The organism is Nostoc sp. (assembly GCF_054880495.1).
This window is the reverse complement of sequence record NZ_JBTYKD010000186.1, coordinates 1-18,437: the sequence shown is the minus strand read 5'-3', so window position 1 is coordinate 18,437 and position 18,437 is coordinate 1. Positions and strand designations below refer to the sequence as shown.

18 protein-coding genes and 1 pseudogene are annotated in these 18,437 nt (G+C 42.9%); 10 read left to right on the top strand and 9 right to left on the bottom strand.

What is annotated here, in order from left to right; genetic code table 11:
• Positions 1–259 precede the first annotated feature (259 nt).
• From ACYTXL_RS18115 to ACYTXL_RS18105, 3 genes are all read left to right on the top strand, one after another.
• The gene (locus ACYTXL_RS18115; RefSeq protein WP_461925955.1) at positions 260–658 is read left to right on the top strand and encodes a hypothetical protein; all 399 of its coding nucleotides are present in this window, start codon (positions 260–262) and stop codon (positions 656–658) included.
• Between the two features lie 26 nt (positions 659–684).
• The gene (locus ACYTXL_RS18110; protein ID WP_461925954.1) at positions 685–1,032 is read left to right on the top strand and encodes a hypothetical protein; all 348 of its coding nucleotides are present in this window, start codon (positions 685–687) and stop codon (positions 1,030–1,032) included.
• A gap of 48 nt (positions 1,033–1,080) precedes the next feature.
• Positions 1,081–2,141, top strand: a protein-coding gene (locus tag ACYTXL_RS18105) for an ISKra4 family transposase (RefSeq protein WP_461925953.1) whose coding sequence is annotated in 2 segments (ribosomal slippage) — positions 1,081–1,237 and positions 1,237–2,141 — 1,062 coding nt in all. Because the reading frame shifts where the segments join, the coding sequence is not laid out codon by codon here.
• 182 nt (positions 2,142–2,323) lie between these two features.
• Here the strand turns inward: ACYTXL_RS18105 and ACYTXL_RS18100 are convergent.
• Positions 2,324–2,593 (bottom strand): DUF433 domain-containing protein, encoded by a 270-nt coding sequence (locus ACYTXL_RS18100; RefSeq protein WP_461925952.1) that lies wholly within the window; start codon positions 2,591–2,593, stop codon positions 2,324–2,326.
• A gap of 276 nt (positions 2,594–2,869) precedes the next feature.
• On the opposite strand from ACYTXL_RS18100, the gene ACYTXL_RS18095 reads away from it, so the two are divergent.
• Positions 2,870–3,592: a TerC family protein gene (locus ACYTXL_RS18095; protein ID WP_461925951.1), complete on the top strand. Its 723-nt coding sequence runs from the start codon at positions 2,870–2,872 to the stop codon at positions 3,590–3,592.
• Between the two features lie 75 nt (positions 3,593–3,667).
• Here ACYTXL_RS18095 and ndk read toward each other — a convergent pair whose 3' ends face one another.
• Entirely contained in the window at positions 3,668–4,117 is a 450-nt protein-coding gene (gene ndk, locus ACYTXL_RS18090; protein ID WP_461925950.1) for a nucleoside-diphosphate kinase, read from the bottom strand.
• A 19-nt stretch (positions 4,118–4,136) separates the two neighbouring features.
• Here ndk and ACYTXL_RS18085 point away from each other — a divergent pair, with 19 nt between their 5' ends.
• Both ACYTXL_RS18085 and speA read left to right on the top strand, forming a co-directional pair.
• Positions 4,137–4,328, top strand: a complete 192-nt coding sequence (locus ACYTXL_RS18085; RefSeq protein WP_461925949.1) for a hypothetical protein — start codon at positions 4,137–4,139, stop codon at positions 4,326–4,328.
• A gap of 236 nt (positions 4,329–4,564) precedes the next feature.
• Positions 4,565–6,583, top strand: a complete 2,019-nt coding sequence (speA, locus tag ACYTXL_RS18080) for a biosynthetic arginine decarboxylase (protein ID WP_461925978.1) — start codon at positions 4,565–4,567, stop codon at positions 6,581–6,583.
• 107 nt (positions 6,584–6,690) lie between these two features.
• On the opposite strand, the gene ACYTXL_RS18075 is transcribed toward speA, so the two are convergent.
• The 3 genes from ACYTXL_RS18075 to ACYTXL_RS18065 form a co-directional block, all read right to left on the bottom strand.
• Positions 6,691–7,860, bottom strand: a complete 1,170-nt coding sequence (locus ACYTXL_RS18075) for a sugar phosphate nucleotidyltransferase (protein WP_461925948.1) — start codon at positions 7,858–7,860, stop codon at positions 6,691–6,693.
• Between the two features lie 233 nt (positions 7,861–8,093).
• Positions 8,094–8,924: a segregation/condensation protein A gene (locus ACYTXL_RS18070; RefSeq protein WP_461925977.1), complete on the bottom strand. Its 831-nt coding sequence runs from the start codon at positions 8,922–8,924 to the stop codon at positions 8,094–8,096.
• Between the two features lie 820 nt (positions 8,925–9,744).
• A complete protein-coding gene (locus ACYTXL_RS18065; RefSeq protein ID WP_461925947.1) occupies positions 9,745–10,827 on the bottom strand; it encodes an AI-2E family transporter in 1,083 nt (360 codons plus the stop codon).
• 127 nt (positions 10,828–10,954) lie between these two features.
• Here ACYTXL_RS18065 and pdxH point away from each other — a divergent pair, with 127 nt between their 5' ends.
• Positions 10,955–11,599 carry a pyridoxamine 5'-phosphate oxidase gene (gene pdxH / locus ACYTXL_RS18060; protein ID WP_461925946.1) on the top strand — a complete coding sequence of 215 codons (645 nt, stop codon included), beginning with the start codon at positions 10,955–10,957 and terminating at the stop codon, positions 11,597–11,599.
• A 113-nt stretch (positions 11,600–11,712) separates the two neighbouring features.
• Here the strand turns inward: pdxH and ACYTXL_RS18055 are convergent, their stop codons facing one another.
• Positions 11,713–12,336, bottom strand: a complete 624-nt coding sequence (locus ACYTXL_RS18055; RefSeq protein WP_461925945.1) for an FMN-dependent NADH-azoreductase — start codon at positions 12,334–12,336, stop codon at positions 11,713–11,715.
• A 557-nt stretch (positions 12,337–12,893) separates the two neighbouring features.
• Between ACYTXL_RS18055 and ACYTXL_RS18050 the strand changes: the two genes are divergently transcribed.
• Both ACYTXL_RS18050 and ACYTXL_RS18045 read left to right on the top strand, forming a co-directional pair.
• Entirely contained in the window at positions 12,894–13,883 is a 990-nt protein-coding gene (locus tag ACYTXL_RS18050) for a helix-turn-helix domain-containing protein (protein ID WP_461925944.1), read from the top strand.
• 116 nt (positions 13,884–13,999) lie between these two features.
• Positions 14,000–16,633 (top strand): TonB-dependent siderophore receptor, encoded by a 2,634-nt coding sequence (locus tag ACYTXL_RS18045; protein ID WP_461925943.1) that lies wholly within the window; start codon positions 14,000–14,002, stop codon positions 16,631–16,633.
• A 6-nt stretch (positions 16,634–16,639) separates the two neighbouring features.
• Here ACYTXL_RS18045 and ACYTXL_RS18040 read toward each other — a convergent pair.
• A pseudogene (locus tag ACYTXL_RS18040) lies at positions 16,640–16,765 on the bottom strand (DUF4351 domain-containing protein); the annotation flags it as partial.
• Positions 16,766–16,805: 40 nt separating this feature from the next.
• Between ACYTXL_RS18040 and ACYTXL_RS18035 the strand changes: the two are divergent.
• Entirely contained in the window at positions 16,806–16,937 is a 132-nt protein-coding gene (locus ACYTXL_RS18035; RefSeq protein WP_461925942.1) for a hypothetical protein, read from the top strand.
• Between the two features lie 323 nt (positions 16,938–17,260).
• Here the strand turns inward: ACYTXL_RS18035 and ACYTXL_RS18030 are convergent, their stop codons facing one another.
• Entirely contained in the window at positions 17,261–18,169 is a 909-nt protein-coding gene (locus tag ACYTXL_RS18030; protein ID WP_461925941.1) for a DUF3153 domain-containing protein, read from the bottom strand.
• Between the two features lie 87 nt (positions 18,170–18,256).
• On the bottom strand, positions 18,257–18,437 hold a 181-nt coding region (locus tag ACYTXL_RS18025; RefSeq protein WP_461925940.1), incomplete at its 5' end, for a hypothetical protein.

Below are 18,437 nucleotides of genomic sequence, written 5' to 3'. Positions count from 1 at the left end.
AGACTAAAAATCAATGGTTTATAAACAAAGCCTGCATAAGCAGGCTTTGTTTGCTTTTTCTCTGGCATAACCTGGAAAATATTAAGTATAAAACCGCTATAGGTGTAGAGTGTGTTACCGCGTTAGCGTAACGCATTATTTCAGGTTTTCTGTGCCTGACGAAAGCCATGATATATCATACACCTTTTCACCGCCTAAAGAGCAGTTTGACATCAAAAATTACTTTATAACTTTAGCAAAAAAAGTTAAATAAGCTTCCATGTTTGGGAACAATAAACCTATCGAATCTCAGGCAAGTAGGTCAAAAGCATTGATTGATGAAACTGCGGAACTTTTGTACCCCTCTGTGGAGAAATTAGTTAAGGAGATTGTGGCGGTTAATCACGCTTGGAAAGTAGCTTGTGAATTATTTGGACAAGATTCACCCCTATCTATTTCTTCGCGGGATTTAAAAACCTGTTTGCAAGTACGTTTGTTGCGAAGCTATGCACCAGAACAGGTTTATTTAATTGAGGATAAAGAATCAGAAGGTGAACCACTTTACAGCTTACGTCTCCGGGAACCTATAGAAGACCGCCACTATGCGGAACATCTCCCAATGCGGAGAGCTAAAGAAGTTCTTACGGATAAAGAATTAGCGCAATTCAAAAACGTTTAATCAACATAAATCAGAGAAGGTAATTTGTGGAAATAGCAAAAGTTTGGAAAATTATTTGGCATAACGAACCTTTTCATTGGACAATTGCTTTTGTGTTAATAATTGCAATTATTATCGAACTTTGCACATTATGGCAGTATTGGCGTTCAGAGTGTGGCACAACTGAAGCCGGAATTAAATTTTTGAATAATTTGAAAAAGGGTAAAAATGTCAAACTTTTAGAAAAGGATAGTCCTTGGTTAAAAGACCATCTAGGAACTGATGACTCTAGTGGATTCAGACAACAAGATAGTAAGTTCATACTTATAAAGTATCCATCTGTCCTAGGGGAGCATGTCAACTTTGTTAGAACATATGAACTATTGAATGAATAGTGGCAAAACTAATGAAAATATAGGAAGAAATCAATTTTCACAACAACAATGGAACCAGCTAATCAGAAAAAAATCCAGAAACATCTTCAAGCCATAGCAAAAATTCTGTATCAAGAAGCAGAGACTAAAGAATTAGAGAGCCTAGCTGGAATTGAAAAAACAATCAGAGCGCAAACTCTAGAATACATTACGCCAGAATTAGGTTTTTTTTTCTCAAAGAAGCAACAGGAACTTCATCGGGAAGAGTAAGAACAATTAAAAGTATTATTGGAGAATTGCCAATCAGTGAAAAACAAGCACGAAAGTTAAAACTAGAGAAAAATCAGAAAATAAGTCCTTACTTAGAACAATGTTGCTTGAGAGCAAGTGCAAATGTCTCCTATGAAAATGCGGCAAAAGATATTCATAAATATACCGGGATGTCTATTTCTGCTAGCACACAACAAAGAATCGTTCATCGGTATAATTTTCCCGAAATAGGATGCGAACAAGAAATAGAAGAAATTAGCCTGGATGGAGGTAAGGTGAGGCTTAGGACAGAAGAAAAAGGAGAACCATGCATCTGGAAAGACTATAAAGCTATCTGCATAAACCAAGAAATAAAGGTAGCGAAATTAGGCGAAAATGAAGCTTTAATTGATTGGGTAAATAAACAACAGTTGGCAGAACCATTAACCTGTTTAGGTGATGGACATCCAGGGATATGGAAAATAATTCGACAATTTAATTGTCCAGGAGAAAGACGGGAGATTTTAGATTGGTTTCATCTGATTGAAAATCTACATAAAGTTGGTGGTTCTCTCAAGCGACTCAAAGCTGCGGAAAGTTTTCTTTGGCAAGGAAAAGTTGATGAAACTCTCGCTCTCATCTCTTCACTTAAAGGTAAAAAAGCTCAAAATTTTTGCCAGTATTTAGAAACTCATCGACATCGAATTGTCAATTATGACTATTATCAAACCGAAGGTATTTGTTCTATTGGGTCTGGTGCCATCGAGTCTACTCTCAAACAGATAGATCGGCGACTAAAAATATCTGGAGCACAATGGGATGAATCTAATGTCCCTCAAGTTCTCAAGCATCGCTGTGCTTATCTTAATGTCCAGCTTTAGAACCTGTTTAGTTCTTTTGTTCTAGCAAAGTTGACATGCTCCCAACGGATTCGCTGTCTGGGTGGTGATAAGCACGATCATGTTTATCTTTGGCAGGTGCAGGAATTTACCCCCACTTGGCTTAAAAATTATGGAATTCTGCCTAATCCAAATACCCAGCCTTCGAGAAACCCTACAGCAGATCAATTGCAACAGCGAAAAAACAGTCTTGAGCAGTGGAAAAGAGAAATTGAATATCTGGAACGGGAAGCTAGAGCCGCAGCAAATAAGAAGACAGCCAAAATATCTTTAAATTCTAAATCGTCATAATCTTTCAATATTTCTTCAGTACTCATACCAGAACTGAGCAATTCTAAAATAAACTCAACTGGATAACGAAGTCCTCGAATACAGGGTTTACCGTAGCAGATATTTGGATTATGAGTGATGCGTTGTAGAAGTGTGTTATCCATAAATTCTTACCATATTTTTGTTCTCATAAGCTAATTCTAGAAGCGAAATGACGGCAGTCCATTACGATCGCATTCATTAAGTAAGATATTTTAGCTTTTAATGTATTAAGTATTACTAAAAATATTTAAGTAGCAATGCGATCGCATACATTCAACCCTCTTCAAAATCCACCACAACCACGTTAAGCTGGATTAGAGTAGCAATTTATTGCGCTTTTTAATATGAAAATCTCTGTGACTGCCAAATTTTAATTTTTTCTGCTTGAGAAACCTGGAATGCTAGACCAAATTTTTGATTACCTCAACTTTCATGTCAGCCTTGAAGCCCCGATAGTTCTGCTGATCCTGATATTTTTAGAGGCGGTGTTATCTGCCGACAATGCGATCGCTCTGGCTGCGATCGCTCAAGGGCTGGAAGACAAAGAACTTGAGCGTAAGGCCCTCAACTTTGGTTTAGTCGTTGCCTATGTGTTGCGAATTACCCTGATTTTAACTGCCACCTGGGTACAACAATTCTGGCAATTTGAATTATTGGGCGCTGCTTACCTGCTGTGGTTGGTATTCCAACACTTTAGCTCTCAACAAAGTGAAGACGATCATCATCACGGTCCACGTTTTAGTTCGTTGTTGCAAGCGATACCCGTGATTGCATTTACAGATTTGGCATTTTCTTTGGATAGCGTGACAACTGCGATCGCAGTTTCTCAAGAAAAATGGCTGGTGCTGACGGGTGCAACAGTTGGCATTATTACGCTGCGATTCATGGCGGGATTGTTTATCCGTTGGCTAGACGAATATGAAAACCTAGAAGATGCAGGCTATGTAACTGTCGCCTTAGTGGGCTTGCGCTTGTTGTTAAAAGTGGTGAACGATAGTTTAGTTCCACCAGAATGGATAATGATTCCGGCGATCTTCCTGATTTTAGGCTGGGGATTTTCCAAGCGTGTTGGCACCCAATTGCCCCAAGTAGAACCAGAAAAGAGCGAAGTCTCGAAGTGAGATGAGGGAATGAGGCAGATGAGGAATGAATAATAATTGTTTATTTACTCCCCCCACTCCCCATTCCCTAATGTTTTACTCGTGCAACCAAGGCGTTAAGTGTGGTTGCCAATTGACTAATTCTTCATCCTTAAACCAAAGGGCTATTTCCCCTTGCGCGGTTTCTTGAGCATCAGAACCGTGGATTAAGTTGCGACCAATATTCAGTCCAAAATCGCCGCGAATCGTTCCTGGCTCTGCTGTTAAGGGGTTTGTCGCACCAATAATCTTTCTGGCAGATGCAATAACGCCATCACCTTCCCATACCATCGCCACCACTGGGCTAGAAGTGATAAATTCGACTAGTCCAGCAAAAAAGGGACGTTCACGGTGAACATCATAGTGTTGTTTGGCCAATTCCTGACTGACTTTCAGGAACTTTAAACCAACTAGGGTAAAACCTTTAGTTTCAAAGCGACGGATAATTTCCCCCACCAGTCCACGTTCTACTCCATCAGGCTTAATTGCTAAGAATGTGCGTTCCATTGCTACCTCCAAAAAGTTAATGAATTTTTATTTAGTCAATTGTCCCCGTACCCCTTCCTTACGGGATACTGCACTTCTCTACGAGACGCTGCGCGTAGCTTGCAACTCCTGTGGAGTACGGCAAGCTCAGGGCATCGCGCTGCGCGTAGCTTGCTTCCACGAAGTGGTACGGCAAGGTGGCACAGTGAGCCCTTCGGCAAGCTCAGGGTAAGACCTGTCGAACTGCTCAGTGACCACGCGAACGGGGAAGCAAGCTACAGACTTGTCTGTTTGTTATTTGTCATTTATTCTTCGTCCTCTGTCATGAGTCTAAGGGTTTGGCACTAATGACCAATGACTAATGACCAATCAGAGTTTATCTCAGAAATTATCTTTAGGTGCATATACGTTCCCAAATGAATGCGCTAAATTGTTAATTTGTGGGTGAAAAACAGAGGTCAGGAAGAAATGGGTGTTGATTCAACTGCTACATCTGACGAGGTGGTACCAGTACCGTCCAATGGACAAAAATTTGAAGTGAAAAATCAGAAGCAAAAAAAACTATTACCACCTAGTACTACCACAGGAGATTTACCTCGCTCCTGGAAAATCGAGGATAGCGAAGCGTTATACCGGATTGAAGGTTGGGGACAACCTTATTTTTCCATTAGCGCTGCTGGTCACGTCACCGTTTCACCCAAGGGCGATCGCGGGGGTTCTTTAGACTTGTTTGAATTGGTCAACGCCATGAAACAGCGCAACTTGGGACTTCCGATGTTGATTCGCTTTTCCGATATTTTGGAAGACCGGATTGAGCGGTTGAACGCTTGTTTTAATAAAGCGATCGCCCGCTACAATTACCCTGGCGTTTACCGTGGCGTGTTTCCCGTCAAGTGCAATCAAGAGCGGCATTTGATTGAAGATTTAGTCAAATTTGGCAAGCCTCATCAATTTGGTTTAGAAGCAGGTTCCAAGCCAGAATTAATGATTGCTCTGGCTGTCTTGGATACACCAGGAGCATTGTTAGTTTGCAACGGCTACAAAGACCGAGAATACATCGAAACGGCAATGTTAGCCCAAAGACTAGGGCAAACACCAATCATCGTCTTAGAACAGATTGAAGAGGTTGATTTGGTGATTGATGCCAATCGCCAGTTAGGTATTCAGCCGATATTAGGTGTTCGTGCTAAACTCAGTACTCAAGGTATGGGACGTTGGGGAGCCTCTAGTGGCGATCGCGCTAAGTTTGGTTTGACAATGCCTGAGATAATCGAGGCTGTTGACAAGTTACGGGAAGCTAACCTCCTAGATTCTTTGCAGCTGATGCACTTCCACATCGGCTCCCAAATCTCTGCCATTAATGTGATTAAAGATGCCATCCAAGAAGCCAGCCGCATTTATGTAGAATTGTCGATGCTGGGGGCGGATATGAAATACCTTGATGTTGGTGGTGGCTTGGGCGTAGATTACGATGGTTCCCAAACCAACTTTTATGCATCAAAAAATTACAATATGCAAAACTATGCCAACGACATCGTAGCAGAGTTAAAAGATACCTGTGCCGAACGGCAGATTGCCGTACCAACACTGATTAGTGAAAGTGGACGAGCGCTCGCTTCCCATCAGTCGCTACTGATCTTTGATGTTCTCAGTACTAGCGATGTCCCTCTCGACACACCAGAGCCTCCGCAAGAGGGAGAATCCCCAATTATTAATTATCTTTGGGAAAGCTACCAATCGATCAACCAAGAAAATTACCAAGAGTTATATCACGACGCTGCACAATTTAAAGAAGAAGCGATCAGCCGCTTCAACTTAGGAATTTTACGCCTCAGAGAACGAGCCAAAGCCGAACGCCTCTACTGGGCTTGTTGTCAGAAAATTCTTAATATCACTAGACAGCAAGAATACGTACCCGATGAACTGGAAGACCTAGAGAAAATTATGGCTTCCATTTACTACGTGAATATGTCAGTGTTTCAATCAGCACCAGATTGCTGGGCGATCGATCAGCTATTCCCGATTATGCCAATCCACCGCTTGGATGAAGAACCAACCCGTAGGGGAATTTTAGCAGACCTCACCTGCGATAGTGATGGTAAAATCGACCGCTTTATTGACCTGCGCGATGTCAAGTCGGTTTTAGAATTACACACCTACAAGCCCGGAGAACCCTATTATTTGGGGATGTTCTTGAATGGAGCTTACCAGGAAATCATGGGCAATTTACATAACCTATTTGGCGACACCAACGCCGTTCACATCCAATTAACGCCCAAAGGCTATCAGATTGAACACGTTGTCAAAGGTGACACCATGAGCGAAGTAGTGAGCTACGTCCAGTATGACTCCGAAGATATGGTGGAAAAAATTCGCCAGCGTTGCGAGAAAGCATTAGAAGAAAAGCGGATCACCCTAGCGGAATCCCAGCGATTGCTACAAACCTACGAGCAAAGTCTCAGAAGATATACGTATCTAAATAGTTAGGATTGGGCAATTCAATTTTGGATTTTGGATTAAATATCAATTCTTTAATCCAAAATCTAAAATCTAAAATCTAAAATTCCTACTCCCCATGCCCCATGCCCCATTCCCTAATTTACATTTGTCCCCAACAATTCCTCTATCGCTTGTCGCTCAACAGGGGTATGTGATGGCACTGTCTGACGAGCATCGGTAATCAGCCAGTCTAAAGCAGCAGCTTGAACATCGATCGCAGCCCCAGTTTTATCTACACAATAACGTCCAAATACCAGCTTATCGACTAATCGGACTCCGGGTCCCAGGCGCGACCATTCAAAAATCACGCTGTTATCTACTGTTGCGCCACTACATATCCAGCAATTGGGGCCAATCATCGCTGGGCCGACAATTTTAGCTCCGTCTTCGATTCTCGTCATACCACCAATGTAAACTGGGCCTGTAATATCCACTTTGTCCCAATTTATCGCGACATTTAGGCCAGTATAAATGCCAGGGGCGACTTCATGACCGGGGATTTGCACATTTTTGATTTCACCCAGCAGTACACCGCGAATCGCCCGCCAATAATCTGGGACTTTACCAATATCTACCCATTCAAAGTCCATAGGGATGGCGTAGAAAGGGGCTTTGATTTCTACCAATTTGGGAAATAATTGGCTACCAATGTCATATTCGATACCAGAGGGTATATAGTTAAAAACCTCTGGCTCAAAGATGTAAATACCTGTGTTGATGTTGGTGCTGAGGGCTTCTTCAGTTGAAGGTTTTTCTTGGAAAGCTTTGACACGACTATCTTCGTCAGTTACAACTACGCCGTAGCTAGAAACTTCTTCCTTGGGGACAGATTTCGTAATAATAGTAGCGATCGCACCTTTAGCTTTATGCCATTTAACCGCCGCAGTTAAATCCAAGTCAATCAAAGCATCACCGCACAAAACCACAAAGGTATCATCAAAAAACGGTGAGAAGTCTTGAATGCGGCGCATCCCTCCAGCTGAACCAATTGCTTCTCCCTCAAGTTTCCCCTGGTCATCAATTTTCCCTTCAAAGGAATAGGCAATCTGTACCCCAAACCGTTGGCCGTCACGAAAATAGTTTTCTATTTCTTCAGCCAAATGACTAACGTTGACCATAATCTGGTCAAATCCATGACGGCGTAACAGTTCTAGCAAGAACTCCATCACTGGCTTTTGCAGGATGGGAATCATCGGTTTGGGAATTGTATAAGTAATCGGACGCACGCGAGTACCCTTACCAGCCGCGAGAATCATCGCTTTCATAAAAATTTATTCCTTAACCACTAGCCAGTTTACTTTCATCGAGTGATAAGCTAATCATCAGTTTTTATTTCTGCTCTAAGTTATCTCTCAAAACAGGGATAACAGGAATATAGTGGTTGTTGCAACCATAGGTATACTTAGATGACAAGCGATCGCTTATCTTTTCAATTTACTCGGATTTTGGGGCGGAAGCAAAAATCTCTAAATTATCTGTAGAGCTAGTTTTGGCTTTCTTAGTTCATTGGCTGCTCAAGAGGTTTGCAGGAGTTAGCTGAATCTCTAAGTAAGCGAATTTTTATTTCATGGTAAAATTCTTCTTGAAATAGCTCTACTTTCGATTGAGCCGAGAGTAGTAGTAGCGCCCAGAAAACGCTAACTAGTTGACTGTCTTTAGACTCATGTCCAGAGCCATTTTGGTTGAGAAGCTTTGTCTGGGTCCACAACTCTACAAGTTCTTCTAAATTTAACCAATTTTTTTCTAAACTTAATTCACTTGCCGACAAATTCAACACCTGCTCTAGTTCCCCAGCGACTTCTGTCAGATTTTCCTGGTGAGCTAACTCCATCGCCTCCCGCATGCTTTGGATGCTAGGCTGACGTCTAGGACGGATAGGTTTGCTGACTTTTTCTACTAGTTTCAGTTGGTTCGCCATGATTTGCAATTGCTTGATTAACTCTTGCAGAGTCACCCGGCGCTTTGGTGGCGGCATTGCCGCTCGACGACGCCGCAATTGCTGTTCTAATGGTAGACGATGACCCTGATGTGATACACCGTCTTCATCTTCTAATAGAGCATCATCTTCTACACCATCCTGTGCATTTCCTACTGTTGACAATTGCATCAAAGTATTAGCTTTGAATAATACCAGCATTGATGCTGACAAAAATGCCTGTCCAGATTGAGACAAGTCCGCTTCATAGCCTCGGACTATTCCCTCCGGTGCCATCAGTTCTAAATAACGGTCAATCACCTCAATCACTTGGACATCCCAAGGATCAATTTCCCCCTGCTGGGCTTGGTAAATCAGAAGTGTGATTGTTTCTAACAGATCGGAAGCTTCCATCAATGGGTTTTAAGTTAATTAATCAGAATCAAAAAAGCGTAAATTCAACACTAAAGTCATTGACTATTGGCAAAGCGTGTACTCTATAAATTTGGTTACACTTTTTTTAAGGTGTCGCGGAAGTCCCCACCTTCACTGTACTCATAAGGTAGGGATAGGGAGCGGGGGGTGTTCGCGTTGGCGGAGCCTCTCGTAGAGAAGCGTCACGAAGTCAGGATTGCATAGGCGTATTGTTTTTTTGCATTAGCAAATATAAATACGGTTATGGATGACGAATCCTACTTGTTTTTATGATAAAATTATTTGGTCTTGACCATTAATGCCATAAGCGAAAACCTTTTCTTATAGGTATATGTTGCAAGAGAACCCTTCTCTTCTCTTCTCTTCGAGAGGCTGCGCCAACGAGAGGCTGCGCCAATGAGAGGCTTCTCTTTCAGAGACGCTAACGCGAACGCCAGCGACTTCGCTCAGGGTAAAAGATTTGCGTCTTTGGAACCAGGACTCCTGACAAGAGGAGGGAATGTCAGACTTTCTAGTACTACGGACTTCTGGAGGCTATTCCCGATGAATTGGGAGAGCTACGTCCGTCTTACGGCGGAGTAGTTCACTCAGCCATTGTCTGCTGCAGTATCCTCGGAAATTTGTAATCAATCACCATTGTCAATTGTGAGATCAGATTGTGCAACTTTTGACTTGGGCAATTCAATTTTAGATCTTAGACTTCGGCGTGAGCGCTCAGTCGAACGCTTTTGGATTAAAGAATTGAAATTTAATCCAAAATCCAAAATCCAAAATCTAAAATTCTTACTCCCCTGCCTCCTTAATCACGGGGGGGATCATGGGCAATAGTGACAGTTGATACCAAGTCACTCGGCTTGCCGCTCTTGAGCGCATCGAAAGTGCCTTTAATAGTACCAGCAATGGGAACAGCAACAAGTGTCCCCAACAACCCAGCAATCTCAAATCCCATCAAAATAGACACAAAAATCCAGATAGGATTCAGTCCAATAAAGTTGCCGAGTAACCTGGGAGCTAACAGGTTATCTTTAACCTGCTGCATGAGAATTGCCGTGATCGCAACTTGAACTGCTAACCACCAATTTTGTAACAGTACTAAAATCGTCACCAGAGCAATGCCGAGAGACGCCCCGATAAAGGGAATGAGTTCTGAAATACCAATTAATATGGCAAACAACAGGGCAAACGGCACCTTCATGATTAAGAAAATTGGCGTCAGGGTTAGCACCATGAATAGTCCTAGCAACAACTGACTGAGGAAGAAGTTCTGGAAATTTAGGCGTAAGGATTTGCCGAGAGGATCTGCAATATGAGAGGGCAAAAGATTGATCAGACCATGCCAGACGCGATCGCCATATAAAAGCATATAAAATGCAAGCACGATGACTAACACTAAGTCAAGTAATCCTGACAGCAGTGTTCCAGCAAATCCCACTGCACCAGAAGCTAGCTGTTGCACTAGATTTTGAATGTTGGCATTAATTTGACTGCTCACAACCCTCAGATCAATTGGCAAACGTCGTTGTTTTGCCAGCATCTCAAACTGCTCTAGGTTTGCTTGACTCGCGCCTAACCAATCAGGGATATTCTTTAAGAGTTGGATTGTTTGGTCAATGATCAACGGTACTAGGGTGACACCCAGAATCCCAAATAGCGTTAATGTTGCAAGTAAAACTATAATCACCGCCTGAGTGCGGGTAATCCGGGCACGTTCAAAGAACTTAACCGGATAATTTAGGAGAAAAGCCAAAATCGCCGCAATGCTCAAGACGGTAATGGGATGCTGGAAATAGCGAAAAAGCACAGACAGCAGCCAGACATTGAGAGCGATTATTGGACCGCTCAGACCATAAATTAACAAACGTTGAAGGGAGGAACGGCGCATCTTATGCAACTTATTTTAGATATTTCTTGAAAGAATTTTTAAAATTCTTGCTTATGCTGATTATCATCATAGATATTTTTAACAAAGACAATTATAAGCGTATCTGATAGCAAGAAACCAAATCATAATGGATAAGACCGTAGCTGACCTTCGCAAAGACTATACCTTAGAAGGTTTGAGTGAACTCGAAGTAGACCTTAATCCTTTTATCCAATTTAAAAAATGGTTCGATCAGGCACTAGCAGCGCAACTTACTGAACCCAATGCCATGACCATTGCCACTGCCACACTAGACGGTAAGCCTTTAGCTAGAATGGTGCTGCTGAAGGATTTTGATCAACGGGGCTTTGCCTTCTTCACCAATTACAACAGTCACAAAGGACAAGAACTAGCAGAAAATCCCCAGGCGGCTTTAGTCTTCTGGTGGGCAGAACTGGAGCGTCAAGTCCGAATTACGGGGTATGTGGAGAAAGTTTCTGAAACTGAGTCGGATCAGTATTTTCACAGTCGCCCTGCCAGCAGTCGCCTGGGTGCGTGGGTATCTAATCAAAGCGAGGTGATAGAAAGCCGAGAAGTCTTGGAGCAACGCTTGCAGGAGTTTAAAAGCAAATATGAAAATGAGGAGATTTCTCGACCGCCTCATTGGGGAGGTTTACGAGTGATCCCCACAAAAATTGAGTTTTGGCAAGGACGCCCTAGCCGTCTGCACGATCGCTTGCTCTATAGCCGTTTAGAGAATGGCACTTGGAAAATTGAACGATTGTCACCATAAGAAGACTTGGGCATTGGGCAATTCAATTTTGGATTTTGGATTTTAGATTTTGGATTAAATTTCAATTCTTTAATCCAAAATCTAAAATCTAAAATTCTTACTTCCCCTCTCTCTTACCACTGAGCGATCGCACCTTGAATTGCTGCCCGTGCTTCTGATAGAGATTGGGTACGGGCTGCATCACCTTCATTCAAGCTATTAGCGTTGATAAATTGAATGTCTGTAAGCCCAATAAAACCGAAAATCGCCCGCAGGTATGGTTCTTGGAAGTCATAGGCAGCGTAAGGAGATGTCGCCCTAAAGTCACCGCCGCGAGCTGTGATGACAACTGCCTTTTTACCCTCAACTAACCCTCTATAACCGCCTTGAGTATCTATAGCAAAAGTCCGGTTAGGGCGAACGATTTGGTCTATGTAAGCCTTGAAGGTGGAAGGTATATTAAAGTTATACATTGGCACTGCAAAGACGTAGCGATCGGCAGCCAAAAACTCATCAATCAGCTCCTCAGAAATTCTAAGTGCCTGAGTTAATTCTGGGGTATGGGTTTCTGGTGGTGAAAATGATCCTGCAATCCAAGGTTCATCAACGTGAGGAACTGGGTAATGCCCCAAATCTCGGTAGGCGATCGCATCTTCGGGATGTGCTGCTTTCCAACCACTGGCGAATTCCTTAGATAGTTCTCTGGAGTGCGATCGATCAGCACGGGGGCTGGAATCAATATGTAGGATGTTTACCACCAAAATATCTCCTGATTGGCTAAGTATTTTTAGGGTCGTTGTTCAAAAATATTGTAACTGTGGGCTTCAAGATAATTCAATCCATGCCGAAAGTTCTTCCATGTCAAACACAGGAAGTTTTTGAATACCAGCTTTTTCAAGGCTGTTATCTTAGCGAGCATCTCAGTGAAAGCAAATATACCAGACGAGAAACAAGATTCTTGCTCCCTCTCCGAACCCACGGAGAGGGTTGGGGTGAGGTTTTACAAGGCTTTTTACACTCATTGAGATGTTCCCGTTGTCTTGTTTACTTCCGCGCCAGATTACGCAAATTACCAAGTCCGCGATCGCTCCCGCATTCCGCAGCGCTTCTGTACTTTTTACAACTTGACCACCTGTTGTAATAACGTCTTCAATGACACACAATTTTTTTCCTGCAATATTAACCCCTTCTGCTATTTTTTCAGTTCTATACTCTTTTTTTTTGTCTTCCGAACAAACAATAGTTACGAATAAATCGTGATAAATTTATTGATAATTTATCTTATTAATTTATAACCATCTACCAATCGCTAGCTATGACAATTACCCTAACGCCGGAACAGGAAAGAGAGCTTTGGGCAGAAGCTAGACAGAATAGCCAGCAAAACTTATCAGAGCCATTTGAATCCTATTGTCAAATACCCCAGCAACTGGGCCAAGGATATACGCGAAGCATAGAAGTCTATCCCCAAGTGTGGCTGGGGATTGCTAACTACGAATACTATGATGATGTACTGGAAGCAGGCTGTGAATGCGTTCACCCTTTGCAATTTGTTGTTCGTCTTTCGGGAAAAATTATAGATGAATTTGGAGGGCAAATAGGAGAAGGATACACAGCCATTTCCGGTGGCGGCATTCAACCAAAGATGGCTTTTTTGGATTCTCAAGCACACGTGGGTATTGGCTTCAGTATGCCTCCTGAGTTGTTGGCAACCTTTTTTCCTACAGGGGACGGAGAAATTCCACCGCAACTACGTTTTTTGGCAAAAGGTAACGAGTGGCAGACATTGCTCTACCCAAAAACTACAACAGCAATACAGACAGTGGCACAGCAAATAGTCAACTGTCCTTACCACGGGATGACGAAGCGTTTGTATTTACAGGCGAAGGTGCTAGAGTTGATGGCATTGCAACTTGCCCCCTTCTTAGCTGGCCAAGGTGAACCGCAACCACAACCGCGATTTAGAGCCGGAACTGTGGAGCGGATATATCAAGCAAGAGAAATTTTACTCTCCCGTCTAGAAAATCCACCATCATTACTAGAATTAGCACAACAGGTAGGAGTAAGCGATCGCACCCTTCAACGTGGTTTTCAGCGACTCTTTGATACTACCGTATTTGGTTACTTGACAGACAAACGCATGGAGCGAGCAAAACGCTGGCTCAGAGAAGGAAATCGCACAGTGTTAGATGTGGCAATTATGACTGGTTACTCCAATCCCACCCACTTTAGTGTTGCTTTTAAACGTAAGTTTGGTATCTCTCCCAGTCAGTGTCGGTTGGGAGAAAAGTCTGTTTGGCGATGATTAGTTCTGTATTGGGGTAGACGCGACTCATCTAATTCCTCTAATCTCAATTTTGAGTTTATTCATAAATCCTCTCAATAAAGAGGGTTTTGGTTACTGGAGTGTGGGGAATTATTATGAGGATTCAAGAGTTGTCGTCTAATATTTGGCTGTGTTTGGTGATGAGTTTTCTGCCATTGTTGATGGCACAATCTGTACGGGCACAAGAGCAGCAAAATGAGCCAACAGGAATTACAACAATTAAGCGACTGAGCGAGATTGAACGCCCAGCCAGCAATGTTAGCGAGTTATTTTCTCAATCATCAACACCTTCAAGTGAAGTTGTGCAAGTGACGGCAGTGAAGGCAAATCCTACCGCCAAAGGTGTGGAGGTGATTCTACAAACTACCAAAGGGGAACAATTACAAATTAAGAATCGCAGTGCTGATAATAGTTTTATCGCTGATATTCCTAATGCCCAGCTGCGTTTAGCCAATGGTGATGGGTTTACATTCCGTTCCGAAAAACCACTTGCGGGAGTTACTGAAATAACAGTAACAAATTTTGATGCTAACACGATCCGGGTGACGGTGATCGGTGAGGCAAGCTCACCAACAGTGGAGTTATTTGACAGTGATGAAGGTTTGATTTTCGGGTTGACAACTGCTGCATCTATTGCACAGCAGCCACCCCAAACACAACCAACACCTCAAGTAGAGCAGCCAACAAACCCAACTCAGCCGAAGCAACCATCAGCGCCGGATGATCAGCCAATTGAGTTGGTGGTGACAGGAGAACAAGATGGATACAGTGTACCAGATGCCAGCACTGCGACCAAAACCGATACACCCTTGCGCGACATCCCGCAATCAATTCAAGTTATACCGCAACAGGTAATCCGCGACCAACAAGTCACCCGCTTGAACGATGCTTTGAGAAATGTTCCCGGTGTGATTTCATCATATGGATCATCTGGCGCTAGCGAAACAAGTCAATTTACCATTCGGGGCTTTGCTACTAGTGATACTCTGCTCAGGAATGGTCTGGCAGATCCTCTGGGCGCTCGCTCACTGGAACTCTCCAATATAGAGCGAGTGGAAGTCCTCAAGGGTCCGGCTTCGGCTTTGTTTGGTAATGGTAGTCCTGGGGGCACAGTCAACTTGATTACCAAGCAGCCCCTCGCCACTCCTTACTATGCGGTTGAAGCAACGGTTGGCAGTTACAGCTATTATCGGGGCGCTGTGGATCTGTCTGGACCTTTAAACGATGACAAAACAGGGCTGTATCGACTGAATGTGTCTTATAAAGATGCAGGCAGTTTTATCGATTTTGCTCATGATAAAAATCTACTCATTGCGCCAGTTTTGAGTTTTGCAATTGGTGAGCGAACAAAGCTAAGTCTGGAAGGAGAGTATATCAGTGCAGACACCAGTCGATTATCGCTACCAGCTGTCGGCACTCTACTACCGAACCCAAATGGGAAAATACCACGCAACCTGAACCTTAGTGGACCTGACAGGAATGACAATTATGTTTATGAAGATATTGGTAGAATTGGATATAGCTTAGAACACAAATTCAGTGACAACTGGTCATTAAAAAACGCTTTTCGGGCAACATTTTATCATTTTGAAACCAGCGCGTTGCTCCCTACTAGTCTCGACCCTGATGACCGAACAATAAATCGAATATTTAATCAAGGACAGTTTAATGACGAGGCTTACAATCTGGCAACAGATATCATTGGCAAATTCTCAACTGGCTCCATCCAGCATCAGTTGTTGTTTGGATTTGACCTGAGTAGATTTGATTATGCATATTTATATCCTAATAGTCGTGCTGCCGCACCCATTGACCTGTTTAACCCAGTGTATGACCAATCCCTTGGTGCAAGTTTGAGTCCTCAGAATGCTTCCTCTCTAATAGATGCCTTGGGTATTTATATCCAAGATCAGATCGCGCTGAGTCAGAATCTGAAGTTACTGTTGGGTGTACGGTTTGATGCCTTTAAAGAGACGGATGGAGATTTGGTAGCAAACACCGAAAGTAGCCAGTCAGGAGATGCCTTTAGCCCTCGTTTCGGTATTGTTTACCAACCCTTACCGCCAATTTCACTCTATGCCAGCTACAGTCGCTCGTTTACCCCATCGATTGGAACTAGCTTTGATGGCAGCCTTTTTCAACCAGAACGTGCCACGCAGTATGAAGTCGGGGTTAAGGCAGATTTGAATGAGAGAATTTCTACAACACTTGCTTTCTATAATCTGACTCGCTCCAATGTCTTGACTGAAGACCCAAATCATCCAGATTTTTCGATTCAAACAGGTGAGCAGCGCAGCCGTGGTATTGAATTCAACATTGGGGGTGAAATCTTACCCGGTTTGAATGTGATTGCAGGTTATGCTTACACAGATGCCACAATCACCAAAGACAATACTTACACACTAAATAATTACCTCAACAATGTACCAAAAAATAGTTTCAATTTGTGGACGAAGTATGAAATTCAATCTGGTAGTCTCAAAGGACTCGGCTTTGGTTTGGGATTATTCTATATAGGCGATCGCCAGGGAGATTTAGAGAATAACTTTCAGTTGCCGAGCTATTTACGTACTGATGCTGCCATTTTCTATAAACAAGGACAGCTCCGCGCACAGGTTAATTTCAGAAATCTGTTTAATGTGGATTATTTTGAGTCTGCTGATAGCCTTTTGCGTGTTTATCCTGGTGAGCCGTTCACTGTGCAAGGCACGATTTCGTGGGAGTTTTGATCTCGCTCACTTTGTAGATAATTTAGGCGATCGCACTTTGGATCGCAGTTGATTAAACCAAGTATCTAAATCAGCCAGACTGGTAAAATCTAACAGTGCTTTGCCGAGATTTTCTAATTGTTCTAGTCCGAGATGCCAAAATCACCGAAGACGAGACTTACAAACTAGGTAATTGCCTCAGTTAATTCTGGGGGATGGCGCGATCGCTCCCGCATTCCGCAGTGCTTCTCTACTTTTTACAAAAAGCTGGGGAAAGTGTAAAAAAGCCGATGGAGAATACATCAGCTTTGCTAACAATATTTAACGTGTGGCGGAAGTCCCCACCTTCAATGTACTCTAATGGTAGCTATTGTGAGCACAACGACCGCGCTCAGTGACCACGGTTTTCTGGTAGGATACTTAATATCTTGACCATCAATGCCACAAGCGAAAACCAAGCTAATAGGTATATGTCGCAAGAGAACCCTTTGACTTCGCTCAGGGTAAAAGATTTGGGTCTTGGGAACCAGGACTCCTGCCCTTGGAGGGAATGTCAGACCAAAAAAACTACGGAGTTTTTGAGGCTATTCCCAATGAATTGGGAAGCCCCGTCCGTCTTACGGCGGGGTAGTTCACCAGATGAATAGTCTACTGTTGCTGAATTGCTGCTGCTTTGGGAGAAAACTGAATTCTGGGATCTGGCATGAAATTGTATCTCAAGTACAATCCTCCCCAGACAAACAGAATAATTAACAACGCACCAATACCAAGGGGACTGGGAAGCCAGAAAACAGTTTCTATGTGGTTTAGTTCACCAGGCTGGAGTTTCCACACTAGTTGATTGCCATTTTTTTCTGGCTCTATTGCCGTTTCAGTTTGTTGAATATTTTTCGCTCCCCAAGGAGTCTTCAAACTAAATTCCAAATCGAGAATTGAACCAGCATTAGCTAGGACGTTACCTTTGCTAGCAATTAGAGACAGCGATCGCAAATCCAAATCATAAATCAACCGATTTCGGACTAAAAGTAAAAAGTTGTTCTGTTCCAAGAGGACGTTTGATTCAATTTTCGGCAGTTCTGAGTCAGATTTGCTCTGCACAGTCTCAGAGGTTTGATTCGCACGGGAGTTAAAAAATTCGTTGAACTTCTCTTGCAATTCCCTACCACTACTAAAAGGAATTGTGACGATGATTTCTTCAGGGGAAACTCGTTGCACTTTCCCCTGAAGTTGACGGGTGCGGCGTTCTATGCTATCTAACCATTCGTATACAGAATCGCCACTAAAACTGGTTAACCGCTCTCCCAACTTAATATGCTGTACTATTTCGCCACTATTTGAATTATCAAAGTTAACCCCCACATCGTACTTCACACAGCCAGATAGTAGCAGGGATGTTAACAGCACTACCCACAAAATAGGATTTCGGATGGGAAAGACGCGCTTAATTCGATTTCGACCATTCAGTGGTGAGAGAAATTTCAAATTTCCCAACACAAAAATAAATGGTCTGATGAACCACAAGAAAATCTTTCCGAAAATTGAAGAAGTTGAAACCATAAATCTCCCCAAAAGTCAAACTTTCTAACCAATCTTGACTTATTAGTATTGTTTGAGATTCCTAGAACACCGTTTTGGTAAAGAATTTTAATCTAAAATCGTTCGACTGACTTGTACTGAGCTTGCCTGCCCTGAGCCCTTCGACAAGCTCAGGGTAACACCTGTCGAAGGGTCGAAGCCGAAGTCCAAAATTGATATCAGCCAGGGGTTCCTGAAAAACTCAACCAAACCAAGTACGAGATGGTTAAACCAATGGCAATTAGCGCCA